We start from the raw sequence: 16409 nt of genomic DNA on the forward strand, positions 1-16409 counted from the left end.
GGCGGATCCAAACGGACCCGCCCTTTCATCTTTCAAAAAATACTCCCGCCGGAGGCGCAGGCCCGCTAGGGCCTGCTCATCAGCCGGCCGGGGTCGAGGACACGCCCACCTGCGCCGCCCGCAGCAAACGGTCGTGCAGCATGAATCCTTCTGCGGACACCTGGATGATGTCGCCCGCCTTGGTGCCCGGCACCGGTGCCTCGAACATTGCTTCATGCACCTGCGGGTCGAACTTGTCGCCAACCTCAGGCGACACAATCCGGATGCCATGCTTTTCGAACACGCCCAGCAGCGAGCGCATGGTCAGTTCAACACCCTCGATCAGCGCCGCAGAAACCTCGCGCTGCTCGTCGGTTGCGGCTTCGATCGCGCGTTTCATGTTGTCATAGACCGGCAGCATATCGCGGGCCAGTTTTGAGCCGCCGTACTGCTCTGCCTCGCGGCGGGCCTTGTCGCCACGCTTGCGGGCGTTTTCCGCATCCGCCAGCGCCCGCATGAACCGGTCCTTCAACTCGTCCCGCTCGGCCCGCAGCGCGTCGATCTCCAGCGCATCGTCATCAATTTCTTCGGTCTGCGCCGCAAGCTCCTCAGCTTCGGCATCGGCGATGTCATCCAGAAAGTCTTCGTTCTTGAGCTCTGCCATTTTTCACCTCTAACTCCGGTCCGACAACAGCTTGCCGACCAGTTGTGCCGTATAGTCCACAATCGGCACGATCCGTCCGTAGTTCAGGCGCGTCGGGCCGATCACCCCCACCGCGCCGATTATCTTCCGATCCGCGTTCATATAGGGAGACACCACCAAAGAGGAACCCGAAAGTGAGAAAAGTTTGTTCTCCGAGCCGATAAAAATGCGCACACCCTCGCCGTCCTCGGTCAGTTCCAGAAATTCGGCGATATCGCGCTTTCGCTCCAGATCGTCAAACAAGGTCCGGATCCGTTCAAGCTCCTCCGCGGCACCTGGCTCCGCCAGCAGATTCGCCCGGCCGCGCACGATCAGCCGGGCCTGCTCGCTGCCGTCATCCTCCCAGACGGCCAGGCCGCTTTCAATCATGGCGTGTGCAAGACTGTCGATTTCCTGACGCCGCGCCGTGATCTCCTTTTGAATTTGCCGCTGCACTTCGCTCAGGGTCTTGCCCTCGATCAGCGCGTTCAGAAAATTCGCCGCCTCCCGCATCGAGCTCGGGGTCTGTCCCGGCGGCGGGGTGAACAGCCGGTTTTCCACATGGCCGTCGGAAAACACCAGAACCACCAGCGCCCGGTCATGCGCCAGCGAGACAAACTCGATATGGCGGATCTCAGCCTCATGCTTGGGAGTCAGCACCAGCGACGCGCCCTGCGTCACCCCCGAGAGTGCGGCTCCGACCCGGTCCAGCATCCCGCCCACATCGCCGGCATTGCGGCCCAGCGTCGCGTCGATCTTCTCGCGGTCTTTGACATTGAGATCGCCAACTTCCAACAGACCGTCGACAAACATCCGCAAGCCCAGCTGCGTCGGCACCCTGCCGGCGCTGACATGCGGACTGTCCAGCAGCCCCAGAAACTCCAGATCCTGCATCACATTGCGGACCGTCGCCGCGCTCACCTTTTCGCTCAGCGACCGTGTCAGCGTGCGGCTGCCCACCGGATCGCCGCTTTCCAGATAGCTTTCGACCACAGCCCGGAACACCTCCCGGGAGCGGTCGTTCAAGTCCTCCAGAATGTTGTTCGGATTGCTCATCGTTCGTCCAGCATTTCTTACGGTTTAAACATAGGAACCCGCTACCCGGATGTCATTAAAGAGCAGAGTGTCAAAAGGTCAATCGGGCTTGCATAGCCCCGCGTCCGGGGGATATCCCCAAACCAGCTAACAAAGGATGTGCCATGCGACCCTCAGGACGAGAACTGAACGAAATGCGCCCCGTGTCGATTGAGACCGGCTTTACCAAACACGCCGAGGGCTCCTGCCTGATCAAGGTTGGCGACACCCACGTCCTGTGCACCGCCACTATCGAAGACCGCGTGCCGCCCTTCATCAAGGGCACAGGCCTGGGCTGGGTCACCGCCGAATACGGCATGCTACCGCGCGCCACCAACACCCGGATGCGCCGCGAGGCCTCCTCGGGCAAGCAGGGCGGCCGCACCGTTGAAATCCAGCGTCTGATCGGACGTGCCCTGCGGGCCGGCGTTGACCGCGTCGCCCTGGGCGAACGCCAGATCACTGTCGACTGTGACGTGCTGCAGGCCGATGGCGGCACCCGCTGTGCGTCGATCACCGGCGGCTGGGTCGCGCTGCGCCTTGCGGTCAACAAGCTGATGAAGGCCGGCGACGTACAAATCGACCCGCTGCTGGATCCGGTCTCTGCCGTCTCCTGCGGCATCTACGCCGGCCAGCCGGTGCTGGACCTGGATTACCCTGAAGATTCCGAGGCAGGCGTCGATGGCAACTTCATCATGACCGGTTCCGGCAAGCTGATCGAGGTGCAGATGTCGGCCGAAGGTTCCGTCTTCTCCCGTGATCAGATGAACCAGTTGATGGACCTTGCCTCTAAAGGCACCGTTGAGCTCGCAGAAATGCAGAAGGCCGCGTCCAAATGACCCGCAAACTGGAAGGCGGCAAGCTGCTTGTCGCCACCCACAACAAAGGCAAGCTGAACGAGATCGCCGAGATCCTCGCACCCTACGGTGTGACGGTGATCGGCGCCGGCGAGATGGACCTGCCGGAACCGGAAGAGACCGAAGACACCTTTGTCGGCAATGCCCGGATCAAGGCCCATGCCTCCGCAAAGGCCACCGGCCTCCCTGCCCTTTCCGATGACTCCGGCATCACCATCGACGCACTGAACGGCGCCCCCGGCGTTTATACCGCCGACTGGGGAGAGACTCCGAACGGCCGTGACTTCAAGATGGCGATGACCCGCGCCAATGATGAGCTTACCGCAGCCGGCCCCGATGCGCCCCGCACCGCCCAGTTCCGCTGCACCCTGGTCATCGCCTGGCCCGACGGCCATGACGAGGTGTTCGAAGGCGTGATGCCGGGCCAGCTGGTCTGGCCGATCCGCGGCGAGCACGGCTTTGGCTATGACCCGATGTTCCAGCCGGACGGTTACGAAATCACCTGCGCCGAAATGGAGCCCGCGGAGAAGAACAAGATCAGCCACCGCGGTAAGGCGCTGGCCCAGTTCGTGCAGGGCTGTTTCAGTGGATGACTGGCGCAATGGGGGCTTTGGCCTTTACGTGCACTGGCCGTTTTGCCAGGCCAAATGCCCCTATTGCGACTTCAACAGTCACGTCTCCGCAAAAATAGACCAGAAGGCGTGGGTTAGAGCCTACCTGGCTGAACTCGACAAACTCTCGGAACAGCTCTCCGGCCGGGTGCTCAACACGATCTTCTTTGGCGGCGGCACCCCCTCACTGATGCAGCCGGAAACCGTTGGCGCCGTTATCGAACGGGCACGTGAAATCTGGCCTTTTGCCAATGATTTGGAGATTTCTCTGGAGGCAAACCCGGGCTCGGTCGAGGCCGGCCGCTTTGCCGGATACCGCGATGCCGGGGTCAACAGGATCTCCATGGGCATTCAGGCTCTGAACGACGAGGACCTGCGCAGGCTCGGCCGCCTCCATAGTGTCGCTGAAGCCAAGGCAGCCTTCGAGATCGCCCGCAATTGTTTTGACCGGGTCAGCTTTGACCTCATCTACGCCCGTCAGGGCCAATCCCCTGCGGCCTGGAAAGCGGAACTCAATGAGGCGCTCTCAATGGCCATCGACCACCTCTCGCTCTATCAGCTCACCATCGAAGACGGCACTGCCTTCGGCGACCGCTACGCCCGGGGCAAACTTCGCGGCCTGCCGGAAGATGACACTGCAGCCGATATGTACCTGGCCACTCAGGAGATTACTGCAGCGCATGGCATGGCTGGCTACGAAATCTCCAACCACGCGAAGCCCGGCGCGGAATCCCGCCATAACCTGATCTACTGGCGTTATGGCGACTATGCCGGTATCGGCCCCGGCGCGCACGGCCGCCTGACCTTGAACGGCATCCGCTATGCCACCGAAACCCACCTCGCCCCTGGCGCCTGGCTGGAGGCCGTGAACAAGGGCAATGGAGAATCCCTGCGGGATTCGCTATCCAGCGAAGATGCTGCGGCAGAATACCTGATGATGGGGATGCGCCTGACAGAAGGTCTGGATATAGTACGTTATTCCCAGATTTCTGGTCGTGCCCTTCCGCAAAGCAAGCTCGCGGATCTTGCAGACTTGGGCATGGTAACTATCTCTGATCAAAGACTTCGTGCGACCAATCAAGGGCGCGCCGTTCTGAATGCGGTGCTCCGAGAACTGTTAATGGATTGAGGCAATGCGTTTCCTTTATGCCGGCTTGGGTCTTTGCTGCGTCGCCTTGGCGGCTGTTGGAATTGTGCTCCCCCTGCTTCCAACCGTGCCCTTCCTCCTGCTCGCGGCATTCTTCTTTGCCAATTCTTCCGAGCGGCTGCACAACTGGATCGTCGCCCACAATGTGTTTGGCCCGATGATCATGGACTGGCGCGAACACGGCGCAATCCGGCCCGGCGCAAAAAAGGCGGCAACCGTTTCGATTGCCGCCGTCTTTGGTATATCTCTGCTGTTTGGCGCGCCCGGACATGTTTTGGGCATTCAGGCAGTGGTGCTCACGGCTGTGCTGGCCTTTATCTGGACCCGGCCTAACGGCTGAGCAGATTGCACAGTTCATCCAGCTGATCCAGGTTTTCATAGCTGATCGTCACAGAACCAGCTTCACCGTCCGCCTTGTGATCGATTGAGACCTTCATCTTCAGCATTGCCGACAGATCGCCTTCCAGGGCGCGCGTGTCTGCATCTTTCTCCCCGCCTGGCTTTGCCTTCTTGGCCGGCGCGGGACGGATCCCGGCGGCGTCCTTTTTAACCAAGGCTTCGGTCGCGCGAACCGACAGCCCGCCCTTCACAATTTTCCGCGCCAGGTCAGAAGCATTATCCGAGGTGATCAGCGCCCGGGCGTGCCCTGCCGACAACTTACGCTCCTGCACAAGTATCTGAACATCCTCAGGCAGGTGCAGCAATCGAACCAAGTTGGCAATATGGCTGCGGCTTTTCCCAAGCGCCTCCGCCATCTTTTCCTGGGTGTGGCCGAACTTCTCCATCAGCTGCTTGTAGCTCTGCGCCTCTTCCATCGCGTTCAGATCCGAACGCTGGATGTTTTCGATGATGGCAACTTCCATCATCTCAAGGTCCGAATACTCGCGGATCAGGACCGGAACTTCATGCAGCTGCGCCGCTTGCGAAGCACGCCAGCGGCGTTCGCCGGCCACGATTTCGTAAACACCGCCGGCCTTCGGCCGCACGATCAGAGGCTGCAGAACGCCCTTTTCCTTGATAGACGCGGTCAGGTCATCCAGGTCTTCCTGCAAGAACTGCCGGCGGGGCTGGTTCGGGTTGGCAACGATCTTTTCGATCGGCACCAGCACTTCTGCATTCCGGGGAGCTTCCGTCTGGGTGCTCACCGGTGCAGGGTTCACATCTGCCATCAACGCCGACAATCCCCGGCCCAGCCCGCGCGGTTTCGTCTTTTTGTCTGCCATGGTTGCCTCCGGTTCTTGTTCTGCATTTAGGCCGCTATCTTGTGATGTTTATTGAGAAGTTCTTCCGCCAGAGCACGGTAGGCCTGCGCGCCCAGCGAATTGGTATCATAGTTCAATACGGGCAGCGCATAGGACGGCGCTTCGCTCACCCGGACATTGCGCGGGATTTTCGTCTGGAACACCAGATCACCCAGGTTGTCGCGGGCGTCCTGCTCTACTTGCTGCGACAGGTTGTTGCGCCGGTCGAACATGGTCAGGACGATTCCCTCGATCCTCAGGTTCGGATTCGCCGACTGACGCACTTCCCGAATCGTCAGCATCAACTGCGTCACGCCTTCCAGCGCAAAGAATTCGCTTTGCAGCGGAATCAGGACCGAATGGGCCGCAACCATCGCGTTGACCGTCAACAAGTTCAGCGAAGGCGGGCAATCGATCAGCACATAGTCCCAATCATAGTCATCCATAGCCGTCTGGCGAAGCGCGTCATGCAGCAGGAAACTACGCTTTTCATTGGTGAAAAGCTCGATATCTGCGGAGCTGAGGTCTACCGTCGCCGGGATGATACACAGGTCTTCGATCTCGGTCTGACGGATCACATCTCCCAGGGCGGCATCCTCGACCAAAAGATCGTAGCTTGTCAGTTCCCGGTCGGATGGCTCAATTCCCAGCCCAGTTGAAGCATTACCCTGCGGATCAAGGTCAACAACGAGTACCCTAAGGCCGCACTCCACCAACGCCGCCGCAAGGTTGATGGCTGTTGTTGTCTTCCCTACCCCGCCTTTTTGATTTGCGACCGCGATAATACGAGGCCCCTCCGGGCGGGAATAATCAGACACGTGCCACTCCCCTTATTTTCAGGATTACTGCTTCTTGTTCTGTCAAACTTCTAACCGGTTCCGCATCGAACCGCCATCTCTGCCGCGCGTTATCCACTTCTTTTTTCCAGCTCTCCCCCTTGGGGAAGAGTGCGGTGCCGCCGGCACCCAGATGCCGCTCCGCAAATTCCAAGAGAAGGGATAGATCCGCCAGCGCCCGCGCCGACAAAACACCCGCATTTTGGGGATCGGCCTGCTCAATACGGTCGGAAATTACCGAAACCCTGGCACCGCATTCCCGGGCCGCCGTGCGAAGGAAAGCCGACTTACGCTGATCGCTTTCAATCAGCGTGACCTTCATTTTAGGGGCTTCTTCGGCCGCCAGGATCGCGATGATCAGTCCAGGAAAGCCGCCACCGCTTCCGATATCCACCCAAAGGTCAGGAGTGTCGGTGCAGCGGAAAACCTGAACGGAATCTGCGATATGCCGTGTCCAAAGCTGTTGCAGGCTGGACTTGGAGACCAAGTTGATCTTGGGGTTCCACTTCAGAATGACCTGTTCAAAGGTCTCCAACCGCTTCAATGTTTCACGTGAAACATTGAGGTCTTCCAGAATACTCTTCTCGTTCATGCAGACTTGTCCTGACGTACCTGATCCCGGCGCAGCCGAGCGAGCAGCAACGCAAGCGCTGCCGGCGTCATCCCGTCAATTCTGGCCGCCTGCGCCAGAGATTCCGGACGTGCACGGGACAACTTCTGCTGCAATTCCTTGGAAAGGCCTTCAATCCCGTCATAAACAAAGCCCGCCGGGATCACATACCCCTCATCCCGCTTCATCGCGGAGATCTCCCGCTCCTGCCGGGCAATGTAATTTGCGTAAAGCGCATCGCGCTCAACCTGCCGGCGGATGTCCGTTTCAACACCGGCCAGTTCCGGCATCAAGGGCACGACATCCTCGAACACGACATCAGGGAAGGCAAGAATATCCAGCCCCGTCCGCCGGTTGCCATCCTGGTTTACCCGAATACCAGCTTCAGATACCTGTTTTGGGGTGAAGCTTTTGGCTTCCAGCACAGACCGCGCCGCCTCCAAGCGTTCGCTTTTCTCCAGAAACGCCACCTTCCGCTCATCGCCGGCACAACCGATTTCGACGGCCAGCGGTGTCAATCTTTGGTCCGCATTATCAGCCCGCAAGGACAGCCGGAATTCCGCCCGCGACGTAAACATCCGGTAGGGTTCAGCCACACCGTTTGTGGTCAGGTCGTCGATCATCACGCCGATATAGCTGTTCGATCGGCTGAAACTGACCGGCCCCTCTCCAAGAGAAGCACGCGCCGCGTTCAGGCCGGCAACCATTCCCTGGGCTGCGGCTTCCTCGTAACCGGTAGTCCCGTTGATCTGACCGGCTAGATAAAGCCCGGGCACATCCTTGAGCTTCAACTCCAGCGTCAGAACCCTGGGGTCGACATAGTCGTACTCAATGGCATATCCCGGCTGAAGGATGACAGCCTGCTCAAGCCCGCGGATAGAATGCACATAAGCTTCCTGCACATCCTGCGGCAGGCTGGTGGAGATGCCATTGGGATAGACCGTATGATCCGTTACGCCCTCAGGCTCCAGGAAGATCTGATGCGATTCCTTGTCGGCAAAACGGACGATCTTATCTTCGATCGATGGGCAGTAGCGCGGTCCGACGCCCTCGATATGGCCGCCGTACATTGCTGACCGTTCCAAATTTTTCTGGATGATCTCGTGGGTCCGTGCGTTGGTATGGGTAATCCCGCAGGACACCTGCTTTGCGCTCACAGATTTTGTCAGGAAGGAGAAGAAGACCGGATCATCGTCGCCTGGCTGAGCATCCAGAATGTCCCAGTTGATAGTCCGCCCATCCAGCCGCGGAGGCGTGCCCGTCTTGAGCCGGCCCAGCGGCAGCTCGAAACTGTCAAGCCGTTCCGCGAGTTTGACCGACGGCTTATCGCCCATCCGCCCGCCTGGCTTGGAGACGTCACCAATATGAATGACCCCGCGCAGGAAGGTTCCGGAGGTTAGAATGACCGATTTGCTTGGGATTTCGCTGCCATCCGCCAGGATCACGCCGGCGACAGCTTGCCCGTCCATGAGGAAATCAGTGACCTCGCCTTCGACGATATCCAGGTTCTCCTGGGCATTCGTCAGTCTTAGCATCTCGCGACGGTAGATCGCCCTGTCCGACTGCGCCCGTGGACCCTGTACAGCCGGCCCCTTGCGGCGGTTCAGCAAACGGAACTGAATGCCGGCGAGGTCGGCAACCCGGCCCATGACACCGTCGAGCGCGTCGATCTCCCGGACAAGGTGACCTTTTCCGAGCCCGCCAATCGCAGGGTTGCAGGACATTACACCAATACCACTGCGATTCAGCGTCACCAAAGCGGTGCGGACCCCCATCCTGGCCGCCGCATGTCCGGCCTCGGTGCCGGCGTGGCCGCCGCCGACAACAATCACGTCATATGGTGAATGTTTCACGTGAAACACTCCTTCATTTCCCTAGGCAGAAACTCGAAAAAATCTCATCCAGGAGATTCTCCACTCCGATCCGCCCCACCAGCATTTCCAGCGCCCGAATAGCCGAGCGCATTTCCTCGGCTGCTATATCATAGTATTCCGGGCCGCGCTGCAGGATTTCCTGCGCGTCCGCCAGACTGGTCAGCGCCGACAGCATTGCGTCACGGTGCCGTGCGCGCGTTGCGATTCCAGCTTGGGCCGACCGTGTCTGCAAGACCCTCGAAACGTGATCAACCAGCCGGTCAACCCCCTGCCCCGACCGGCCGGAGATGGCGTTGCCCGCGTTATCGCGCAAATCCGCCTTGGGAAGAAACCGGATGTCGCCCTGCTGCATCTCAACATCCAGGACTTCATCCTCTTCCGCCAGAAAAACACGCAGGTCTGCATCTTCCGCCCGTTTCCGCGCTAGAGCGATGCCGATACCTTCGACGTGGTCATCGGTATCGCGCAAGCCGGCAGTATCGAGCAAGGTAACGGGCAGTCCGCCAAGTTCCATGCGAACTTCGATAATATCGCGGGTGGTGCCGGCGTACTCAGATGTGATCGCCGCTTCCCGGCCGGCCAGCGCGTTCAGCAGCGTAGACTTGCCGACATTCGGAGCGCCGACAATTGCCACTTCAAACCCGCTGCGGATCCGCTCGGCTATCCTGACGCCGGCGGTCTCTTTTTCAAGGCCGGCCTGAACATCCGCCAGGAGTCCCGAAACCTCGGGGGTGACGTCGACTGGCACTTCCTCGTCAGCGAAGTCGATGGTGACTTCGATCAGCGACGCAGCGCGGATCAGCTTGCCCCGCCAGGTTTCCGCCAGCTGCCCCAGCCCGCCGGCGAGAATGACCTGCGCCTGCTTGCGCTGCGCCTCAGTCTCGGCATCAATCAGATCGGCAAGACCCTCGACCTGAGCCAAGTCGAGATTGCCGTTTTCCAGCGCCCTGCGGGTGAACTCACCCGGTTCAGCCATCCGCAGCCCGTCAATTCGGCCTAGCGAATCAAGCACGGCAGCAACCACAGCCGTGCTGCCATGTGTCTGGAATTCAACGGTATTTTCGCCAGTAAAGCTGTTCGGCGCGGTAAAACTCAGGACCAGCGCCTCATCCAGGCGCTCACCTGATTCGTCCTGCAGGATTCGCAGGCTGGTGCCCCGCGCCGGCAAGTCCCCGCCGCAAAGCCGCGCGCCGGCGGCTAGCGCCAATGGGCCGGAGACGCGGATCACCGCAACCCCGGCCTTCCCCTGTGCAGAGGCCAGCGCAAAGATCGTGTCCATGGGGTGGCCTTTCTCTCTCGCCGGCCCGGGTTAGGTATTCATCGAGTCGAAGAACTCGGAATTCGACTTGGTCTGCTTCAGCTTGGACAGCAGGAATTCGATCGCATCGGTGGTGCCCATCGGGTTCAGAATCCGGCGCAGCACGAAGGTCTTGGCCAGATCTCCCTTGTCGACCAGCAGATCCTCTTTCCGGGTGCCGGATTTGAGAATGTCGATGGCCGGGAACACGCGTTTGTCGGCGATCTTGCGGTCCAGCACGATTTCCGAGTTACCGGTGCCTTTGAATTCTTCAAAGATCACCTCGTCCATCCGGCTGCCAGTGTCGATCAGCGCGGTGGCGATGATGGTGAGCGAGCCGCCCTCTTCGATGTTCCGGGCCGCACCAAAGAAGCGTTTCGGCCGCTGCAGGGCGTTTGCGTCGACACCACCGGTCAGAACTTTACCGGAAGACGGCACGACGGTGTTGAAGGCCCTACCAAGTCTTGTGATCGAATCAAGGAGAATCACAACATCTCGTTTATGCTCAACAAGACGTTTCGCCTTTTCGATCACCATTTCCGACACCGCCACGTGGCGGGTCGCCGGCTCGTCGAAGGTGGAGGAGACTACCTCGCCCTTCACCGAGCGCTGCATGTCGGTTACCTCTTCCGGGCGTTCGTCGATCAGCAGCACGATCAGGTAGCATTCCGGATGGTTCTTCTCAATCGAATGCGCGATGTTCTGCAGGATCACCGTTTTACCGGTGCGCGGCGGCGCCACGATTAGCGAACGCTGGCCTTTGCCGATCGGCGCAACCAGGTCGATCACCCGGGCGGAGCGGTCCTTGATGGTGGGATCCTCAATCTCCATCTTCAGGCGCTCATCCGGATAGAGCGGGGTCAGGTTGTCAAAGGCGATCTTGTGGCGGGCCTTCTCCGGCTCTTCGAAGTTGATCATGGTGACGTTGGTCAGCGCGAAGTAACGCTCTGTCTCCAGCGGCGCCTTGATCTGGCCTTCGACGGTGTCGCCGGTGCGCAGGGAATACTGGCGGATCATGTCCGGCGAGACATAGATGTCGTCCGGACCGGGCAGGTAGTTTGCCTCGGGCGAGCGCAGGAAGCCGAATCCGTCCTGCAGCACTTCCAGAACGCCGTCACCGCCGATGTCCCAGCCTTCATCCGCGCGTTCCCGCAGGATCTGGAACATCATCTCGCCCTTGCGCATGGTCGAGGCGTTTTCGATCTCCAGCTCCTCGGCCATCGCCAGCAGCGCTTTGGGGCTTTTCGCCTTGAGATCGGACAGATTCAGGGATTGCACGGTCATATAGATACGGCCTCTACTCCCCGCTTCGCCGGGGGTCGGTCACACGACAGGTTTGGAAAACACGGCTGCCCGGACGGGGCCGCTGGAGCCCATACATAGGGACTCGTTTCAGATGAGTCAAACGCCGGCTGCAAGCGTTCCGGCGCTGCTGGGCCTGTTTCAGCGCCTCTGCGCTAGAATTTAAAGATAACGGAAACCACGATCACCAGCATCAGCACAGTGGGCACTTCGTTCATCATCCGAAATTGCCGGCCCGTCAGCCTGTTCCGCCCTTCTCTGAAATCGCGGTAGCGGAACAGAAGCCAATGGTGGAACCAAGTCATGGCAATCACTGACACGCCCTTGGTCCAGGGCCAGACATAGCTCCAGTCGACGATCCCTGGCGTCAGCACGATAAACAGCCCCGCGGCCCAGGATACATACATGGCAGGGCGCATGATGATCCTCAGGAGCTTCTCTTCCATGGTGAGGAAGATCGGGATTGCTTCCTGCACATTCTCAGCCTGCTCCACGTGATAAACGAACAGTCGGGGGAGATAGAAAAGACCCGCCATCCAGCTGAGCACGGCCATGATGTGCAGCGACTTGGCATATGGGTAGAGCGTGAACATCACATCGCTCAGGTCCATGGGCAGTTCTCCCCGGTCAGATCTGATCACCCTAATAAATAAATGAATATTAGAAGGATGATGTTTTTGTAGTGTGCGTGGATTCCAGTGGATAAGTGAATCCTCCCCCGCTTATCCCCAGCAGGGATAAGATTCCAGCGCGGAACGGACAGGAGTCCTGGTTTTCACGCCGGCGCCAGGAAAATAAGGTGTGTTAAGGATGTCTTTACTTTCCCGTGCCTGGGGATAACAGCGGGATGATCCGGGGAGAGCCGGCATATCCACGGATTCAAAGTTATCCTGACTCACAAAGGACGACTCAGCGGGCTAAATCCCGGGATTTGCGTCAACCCCTGGAGTCTTTACTTGAGCGCGGAAAACCATACAAAACGTCCTGAAACCGTCTGCTTCTTTCCCACGGGGTTTTCCACATGACTGCCCACATAGTGCTGGCTTCTGGTTCCGAAATCCGGGCGCATCTGCTGCGCCGGGCCGGGATCAAATTCGAAACAGATGTCCCGCGTCTGGATGAGCAGGCGATCAAGGCCGCGCTGCTGGCAGAAGAAGCGCCGCCCAGGGACATCGCCGATGCGCTGGCAGAAGCCAAGGCGCGAAAGATCAGCAGCAAACATCCGGGACGGATTGTGCTTGGTTGCGATCAGGTTCTTGATTTTGAAGGAAAACTTCTCTCAAAGCCGGAAAGTGAAGAGGTTGCGCTGGCCCAGCTGAAAGAGATGCGGGGCAAGCGGCACATGCTGTTGTCGGCCGCCGTGATCTATCGGGATAGTGAGCCGGTCTGGCGCCATGTCGGACAGGTCCGGCTGGTGATGCGCAGATGCTCGGATGCTTATCTGGAAGACTATGTCAGCCGCAACTGGGACAGCATCCGCCATGCGGTGGGGGCGTATAAGCTGGAGGAAGAAGGCGTGCGGCTGTTCGCCTCCGTCGAGGGCAGTTACTTTAATGTCTTGGGATTGCCGCTGATGGAGCTTATCAGTTACCTGGGTCTGCAAGGGGTAATCGAGCAATGACAGAAGCAAAAATCCCGCTCGCCGGCGTGATCGGCTGTCCGGTGTCACACTCCAAATCCCCGCAGCTGCATGGATACTGGCTGAAAACGCATGGTATCGCCGGGCATTATGTCCCGATGCACGTGGAGCCTGAGGACTTGGCAGAGACCATCCGGATGATGCCGAAAATGGGGTTCGTTGGCGCCAATGTCACCATCCCGCACAAAGAGGCGGTGATGGAGATTGCCGACACAGTCACTGACCGGGCCAAACTGATCGGTGCGGCGAATACCCTGATATTCCGCGAGGACGGAACGATCCTGGCGGACAATACCGACGGCTACGGCTTTATCACCAACCTGCATCAGGGCGCCCCGGATTGGGATCCGCAATCCGGGGCGGCAGTCGTGCTGGGGGCGGGCGGCGCCTGCCGCGCAGTGGTCGCCTCGCTGATAGAGGCCGGGGTGCCGGAGATCCTGCTGAGCAACCGCACACGCGAGCGGGCGGATCAGCTGCAGAAGGACTTCGGCAACCGGATCCAGGTCGTGGAATGGCTGCAGGCCGGCAACGCCATCGAGGAAGGCAAGCTGATTGTGAACACGACCTCTCTGGGCATGGTAGGCAAACCGCGGCTGCGGGTGCCGCTGGACGGCCTGCAGCCTGCTGCCGTCGTGACAGACCTGATCTATGCACCGCTGAAAACCGGCCTGTTGCAAACGGCTGAGGAAGCCGGCTGCACCGTGGTCGACGGACTGGGCATGCTGCTGCACCAGGCGGTACCGGGTTTTGAACGCTGGTTCGGCCACCGCCCCGAAGTTGACGATGCCACCCGGGCGGCGGTGCTCGAATGAGCTTCAGCCTCGGCCTCACGGGCTCTATTGGCATGGGTAAGAGCACGACGGCAAAGCTGTTTGCCGATCACGGCTGCGCGGTTTGGGACGCGGATGCTGCCGTTCATCGTCTCTATGGCAAAGGCGGAGCCGCCGTTCAGCCAATGGCGGCCGTATTTCCGGACGCCATCGAGGACGGAGAAGTCTGCCGCGCTGCGCTGAAACGGATCATCGGTGCAAATCCGCAGGCCTTGAAGCAGATCGAAGCAATCGTGCATCCGCTTGTTGCGCAGGACCGTGCTGAGTTCCGGGCGCAGGCGCAAAGCGATATCCTGGTCTTTGATATCCCGCTGCTGTTTGAAACCGGCGGCAACGCTGAAATGGACGCCGTGGCCTGCGTAACCGTGGATCCGCAGACCCAGCAAGAGCGGGTTCTTGCCCGCGGCACAATGACGGTTGAGCAGTTCCGGCATATCCTGCAAAAACAGATGCCGATTGAGGAGAAGATCGCCCGCGCCGACTATATGATCGAAACAGACACGCTCGAACATGCCGAGGCGCAGGTGGCAGAGATCCTCGCAGATATCAGGAGCAAACTGAGACATGCGTGAAATCGTTCTTGATACCGAAACCACCGGGTTTGATCCGTTCTCCGGCGACCGGATTGTCGAGATCGGTGCAGTGGAACTGTATAACCACATGCCGACCGGCAAGACGTTCCACGAGTATATCAACCCGGAACGCTCGATGCCGGCCGAGGCTTTTGGCGTCCACGGTATCGGGCCTGACCTGCTGGAGCCGCCGCAAAAGCCTGAACCGGGCGCAGTAACGCTGCGGGACAAGCCGGTCTTTGCCAAAGTGGGGCAAAAGTTCTTGGATTTCGTGCAAGATTCTAAATTGGTCATCCACAATGCCAGCTTTGACATGAAGTTCCTTAATGCGGAACTGGACTGGATGGGGCTGCCGAAACTCCCGATGGATCAGGCGCTTGATACGCTGGCAATGGCGCGGCAGCGGTTCCCGGGCTCGCCAGCGACACTGGATGCGCTGTGCCGCCGCTTCAATATCGACAACACCAACCGGACGCTGCACGGGGCGTTGCTCGACTCTGAAATCCTGGCTGATGTTTATCTGGAGCTGATCGGCGGCCGGCAGCCGGATTTCGGCTTGTCCACACAATCCTCCTCAAGTTCCTCGCAGGTTGAGGATGACTGGCGCCCGGTGCCGCGTGCAACACCCCTGCCCGCGCGCATCACAGCAGACGAATTGGCCGCGCATGAGGCGTTTGTGGCCAAGCTGGGTGATGAAGCTTTGTGGAAGGTATCCTGATCCAGGATAACCGGCCAAAAGAAAAACGCCGCTGAAGTTCAGCGGCGTTTTCTGGTTCCTAGGTCAGCAATCTTACTGCGGCGTCGGCGCGGCCGCGGCCTCTTGCTGGCGGCGGGCCAGTTCGTTGCGGTAGATCGCGACAAAGTCGATGTTGTCCAGGTTCAGCGGCGGGAAACCACCGTCGCGGGTCACGTCGGACACGATGCGGCGCAAGAACGGGAAGGTCATGCGCGGGCATTCGATCAGCAGGAACGGGTGCAGCTGGTCTTCCGGAACACCAACGATGTTGAACACGCCGACATATTCCAGCTCCAGCACGAACAGGACGTTGCCGGCTTCCTTGTTCTTGGACTCGACAGTCAGCTTGGTGACAACCTCGTACTGGTTCTCGGCCGAGCGCTTCTTCGCATCCAGGTTCACCTGCACGCTGACGTCGGGCTGGACCTCGCCGCCGGTGCCTTTCTGCGCCATCACGTTTTCAAACGACATGTCGCGGATGAACTGGCCCAGAATGTTCATCTGGACTTGCGGCTGCTGCTGGGCTTCGCCGTTTTCGGCCATGTAGATACTCCTGAAAATATGCTTTGGACCGTGCTTACCAGCTTGGTCCGGGTTCCTCAACGGGGACCGTTAACCCACCCAGACGGTCCGCCGCGCCGGTCTGCCGGTGTCACATCTTCGTAATCGCCATCAATGATGTCATCAGGCCGGCCGGCCGCTCCGGGATAGTGGCGGCCCTGCATGCTGCCGGGTCCCATCTGGAACTTCGCCACTGTGACACGGGCGCGCAGGTAGCGGTAAACCGCCAGCCGGACCGGCGGCATCAGCAGCGCGAAACCGATGGCATCGGTAAAGAAACCCGGGGTCAACAGCAGCGCGCCGGCTACCAGGATCATGGCGCCATGCGCCAAAGGCTCTGCCGGGTCAGACAGTTGCTCGAACGAGGATCTCAGCTGCCCCATTGCCATACGCCCCTGGGTTTTCACCAGCCAGGTCCCCAGAACCGCAGTCAGAACCACAATGGCTAGGGTCGGCCACAGGCCGATGGCGCCGCCAACTTGAATAAACAGAGCGATTTCAATGATGGGAACCATCAGAAAGGCCACGAAGAGATACATTGGGGGTTTCCTTGAGATCATA

Annotated in this window: 19 protein-coding genes; 8 read left to right on the forward strand and 11 right to left on the reverse strand. The window is 59.7% G+C overall.

Annotated elements, in window-relative coordinates; translation table 11 throughout:
* Window positions 1–79 precede the first annotated feature (79 nt).
* Window positions 80–643, reverse strand: a complete 564-nt coding sequence (locus ACXAED_RS07915; protein ID WP_475048495.1) for a nucleotide exchange factor GrpE — start codon at window positions 641–643, stop codon at window positions 80–82.
* Between the two features lie 9 nt (window positions 644–652).
* Complete coding sequence (gene hrcA, locus ACXAED_RS07920; RefSeq protein WP_421052815.1) at window positions 653–1717, reverse strand: heat-inducible transcriptional repressor HrcA; 1065 nt, start codon at window positions 1715–1717, stop codon at window positions 653–655.
* 143 nt (window positions 1718–1860) lie between these two features.
* Between hrcA and rph the strand changes: the two genes are divergently transcribed.
* Genes rph through ACXAED_RS07940 form a run of 4 tightly spaced genes read left to right on the forward strand, consistent with a single transcriptional unit; the run spans window position 1861 to window position 4690 of the window.
* Window positions 1861–2574 (forward strand): ribonuclease PH, encoded by a 714-nt coding sequence (rph, locus tag ACXAED_RS07925; protein WP_475048497.1) that lies wholly within the window; start codon window positions 1861–1863, stop codon window positions 2572–2574.
* Window positions 2571–3185: an RdgB/HAM1 family non-canonical purine NTP pyrophosphatase gene (rdgB, locus tag ACXAED_RS07930; protein ID WP_475048499.1), complete on the forward strand. Its 615-nt coding sequence runs from the start codon at window positions 2571–2573 to the stop codon at window positions 3183–3185. The genes rph and rdgB overlap by 4 nt, the downstream gene beginning before the upstream one ends.
* Window positions 3178–4332: a radical SAM family heme chaperone HemW gene (hemW, locus tag ACXAED_RS07935; protein WP_475048503.1), complete on the forward strand. Its 1155-nt coding sequence runs from the start codon at window positions 3178–3180 to the stop codon at window positions 4330–4332. The genes rdgB and hemW overlap by 8 nt, the downstream gene beginning before the upstream one ends.
* Window positions 4333–4336: 4 nt before the next feature.
* Window positions 4337–4690: a YbaN family protein gene (locus ACXAED_RS07940; RefSeq protein WP_475048505.1), complete on the forward strand. Its 354-nt coding sequence runs from the start codon at window positions 4337–4339 to the stop codon at window positions 4688–4690.
* Here the strand turns inward: ACXAED_RS07940 and ACXAED_RS07945 are convergent.
* From ACXAED_RS07945 to ACXAED_RS07975, 7 genes are all read right to left on the reverse strand, one after another.
* Window positions 4680–5573: a ParB/RepB/Spo0J family partition protein gene (locus ACXAED_RS07945; protein WP_475048508.1), complete on the reverse strand. Its 894-nt coding sequence runs from the start codon at window positions 5571–5573 to the stop codon at window positions 4680–4682. The two genes, ACXAED_RS07940 and ACXAED_RS07945, sit on opposite strands and share 11 nt — an antisense overlap.
* A 26-nt stretch (window positions 5574–5599) precedes the next feature.
* Window positions 5600–6409, reverse strand: a complete 810-nt coding sequence (locus ACXAED_RS07950; protein ID WP_475048510.1) for a ParA family protein — start codon at window positions 6407–6409, stop codon at window positions 5600–5602.
* Window positions 6402–7019, reverse strand: coding sequence for a 16S rRNA (guanine(527)-N(7))-methyltransferase RsmG (rsmG, locus tag ACXAED_RS07955; protein WP_475048513.1), 618 nt, complete (start codon window positions 7017–7019; stop codon window positions 6402–6404). The genes ACXAED_RS07950 and rsmG overlap by 8 nt, the downstream gene beginning before the upstream one ends.
* Complete coding sequence (gene mnmG / locus ACXAED_RS07960; RefSeq protein WP_475053051.1) at window positions 7016–8890, reverse strand: tRNA uridine-5-carboxymethylaminomethyl(34) synthesis enzyme MnmG; 1875 nt, start codon at window positions 8888–8890, stop codon at window positions 7016–7018. The genes rsmG and mnmG overlap by 4 nt, the downstream gene beginning before the upstream one ends.
* Before the next feature lie 13 nt (window positions 8891–8903).
* The gene (mnmE, locus tag ACXAED_RS07965; RefSeq protein ID WP_475048516.1) at window positions 8904–10190 is read right to left on the reverse strand and encodes a tRNA uridine-5-carboxymethylaminomethyl(34) synthesis GTPase MnmE; all 1287 of its coding nucleotides are present in this window, start codon (window positions 10188–10190) and stop codon (window positions 8904–8906) included.
* 30 nt (window positions 10191–10220) lie between these two features.
* Window positions 10221–11492 carry a transcription termination factor Rho gene (gene rho, locus ACXAED_RS07970; protein ID WP_039184518.1) on the reverse strand — a complete coding sequence of 424 codons (1272 nt, stop codon included), beginning with the start codon at window positions 11490–11492 and terminating at the stop codon, window positions 10221–10223.
* Window positions 11493–11665: 173 nt separating this feature from the next.
* On the reverse strand, window positions 11666–12121 hold the full coding sequence (locus ACXAED_RS07975) for a CopD family protein (RefSeq protein WP_475048519.1): 456 nt from the start codon (window positions 12119–12121) through the stop codon (window positions 11666–11668).
* Window positions 12122–12531: 410 nt separating this feature from the next.
* Between ACXAED_RS07975 and ACXAED_RS07980 the strand changes: the two genes are divergently transcribed.
* From ACXAED_RS07980 to dnaQ, 4 genes are read left to right on the forward strand one after another with little or no spacing between them, the layout of a single operon-like run.
* A complete protein-coding gene (locus ACXAED_RS07980) occupies window positions 12532–13131 on the forward strand; it encodes a Maf family protein (protein ID WP_475048522.1) in 600 nt (199 codons plus the stop codon).
* The gene (locus tag ACXAED_RS07985; RefSeq protein ID WP_475048524.1) at window positions 13128–13961 is read left to right on the forward strand and encodes a shikimate dehydrogenase; all 834 of its coding nucleotides are present in this window, start codon (window positions 13128–13130) and stop codon (window positions 13959–13961) included. The genes ACXAED_RS07980 and ACXAED_RS07985 overlap by 4 nt, the downstream gene beginning before the upstream one ends.
* A complete protein-coding gene (gene coaE, locus ACXAED_RS07990; RefSeq protein ID WP_475048526.1) occupies window positions 13958–14551 on the forward strand; it encodes a dephospho-CoA kinase in 594 nt (197 codons plus the stop codon). Before ACXAED_RS07985 ends, coaE begins: the two co-directional genes overlap by 4 nt.
* Entirely contained in the window at window positions 14544–15269 is a 726-nt protein-coding gene (gene dnaQ, locus ACXAED_RS07995) for a DNA polymerase III subunit epsilon (protein ID WP_475048529.1), read from the forward strand. The genes coaE and dnaQ overlap by 8 nt, the downstream gene beginning before the upstream one ends.
* A gap of 72 nt (window positions 15270–15341) precedes the next feature.
* Here the strand turns inward: dnaQ and secB are convergent, their stop codons facing one another.
* Window positions 15342–15830, reverse strand: coding sequence for a protein-export chaperone SecB (gene secB / locus ACXAED_RS08000; protein WP_475048532.1), 489 nt, complete (start codon window positions 15828–15830; stop codon window positions 15342–15344).
* A gap of 56 nt (window positions 15831–15886) precedes the next feature.
* The gene (locus ACXAED_RS08005) at window positions 15887–16387 is read right to left on the reverse strand and encodes an FxsA family protein (RefSeq protein WP_475048534.1); all 501 of its coding nucleotides are present in this window, start codon (window positions 16385–16387) and stop codon (window positions 15887–15889) included.
* Between the last annotated feature and the right edge of the window lie 22 nt (window positions 16388–16409).

The organism is Leisingera sp. ABM4_103 (assembly GCF_056158685.1).

Bases quoted from the DNA above. Each gene is read 5' to 3' on its own strand.
- ACXAED_RS07985 (WP_475048524.1), top strand. From the start codon at position 13,128: ATGACAGAAGCAAAAATCCCGCTCGCCGGCGTGATCGGCTGTCCGGTG.
- ACXAED_RS07940 (WP_475048505.1), top strand. From the start codon at position 4,337: ATGCGTTTCCTTTATGCCGGCTTGGGTCTTTGCTGCGTCGCCTTGGCG.
- rdgB (WP_475048499.1), top strand. From the start codon at position 2,571: ATGACCCGCAAACTGGAAGGCGGCAAGCTGCTTGTCGCCACCCACAAC.
- ACXAED_RS07915 (WP_475048495.1), bottom strand. From the start codon at position 643: ATGGCAGAGCTCAAGAACGAAGACTTTCTGGATGACATCGCCGATGCC.
- dnaQ (WP_475048529.1), top strand. From the start codon at position 14,544: ATGCGTGAAATCGTTCTTGATACCGAAACCACCGGGTTTGATCCGTTC.
- hrcA (WP_421052815.1), bottom strand. From the start codon at position 1,717: ATGAGCAATCCGAACAACATTCTGGAGGACTTGAACGACCGCTCCCGG.
- ACXAED_RS07980 (WP_475048522.1), top strand. From the start codon at position 12,532: ATGACTGCCCACATAGTGCTGGCTTCTGGTTCCGAAATCCGGGCGCAT.
- mnmE (WP_475048516.1), bottom strand. From the start codon at position 10,190: ATGGACACGATCTTTGCGCTGGCCTCTGCACAGGGGAAGGCCGGGGTT.
- ACXAED_RS08005 (WP_475048534.1), bottom strand. From the start codon at position 16,387: ATGTATCTCTTCGTGGCCTTTCTGATGGTTCCCATCATTGAAATCGCT.
- rho (WP_039184518.1), bottom strand. From the start codon at position 11,492: ATGACCGTGCAATCCCTGAATCTGTCCGATCTCAAGGCGAAAAGCCCC.
- secB (WP_475048532.1), bottom strand. From the start codon at position 15,830: ATGGCCGAAAACGGCGAAGCCCAGCAGCAGCCGCAAGTCCAGATGAAC.
- ACXAED_RS07975 (WP_475048519.1), bottom strand. From the start codon at position 12,121: ATGGACCTGAGCGATGTGATGTTCACGCTCTACCCATATGCCAAGTCG.
- coaE (WP_475048526.1), top strand. From the start codon at position 13,958: ATGAGCTTCAGCCTCGGCCTCACGGGCTCTATTGGCATGGGTAAGAGC.
- rsmG (WP_475048513.1), bottom strand. From the start codon at position 7,019: ATGAACGAGAAGAGTATTCTGGAAGACCTCAATGTTTCACGTGAAACA.
- ACXAED_RS07945 (WP_475048508.1), bottom strand. From the start codon at position 5,573: ATGGCAGACAAAAAGACGAAACCGCGCGGGCTGGGCCGGGGATTGTCG.
- rph (WP_475048497.1), top strand. From the start codon at position 1,861: ATGCGACCCTCAGGACGAGAACTGAACGAAATGCGCCCCGTGTCGATT.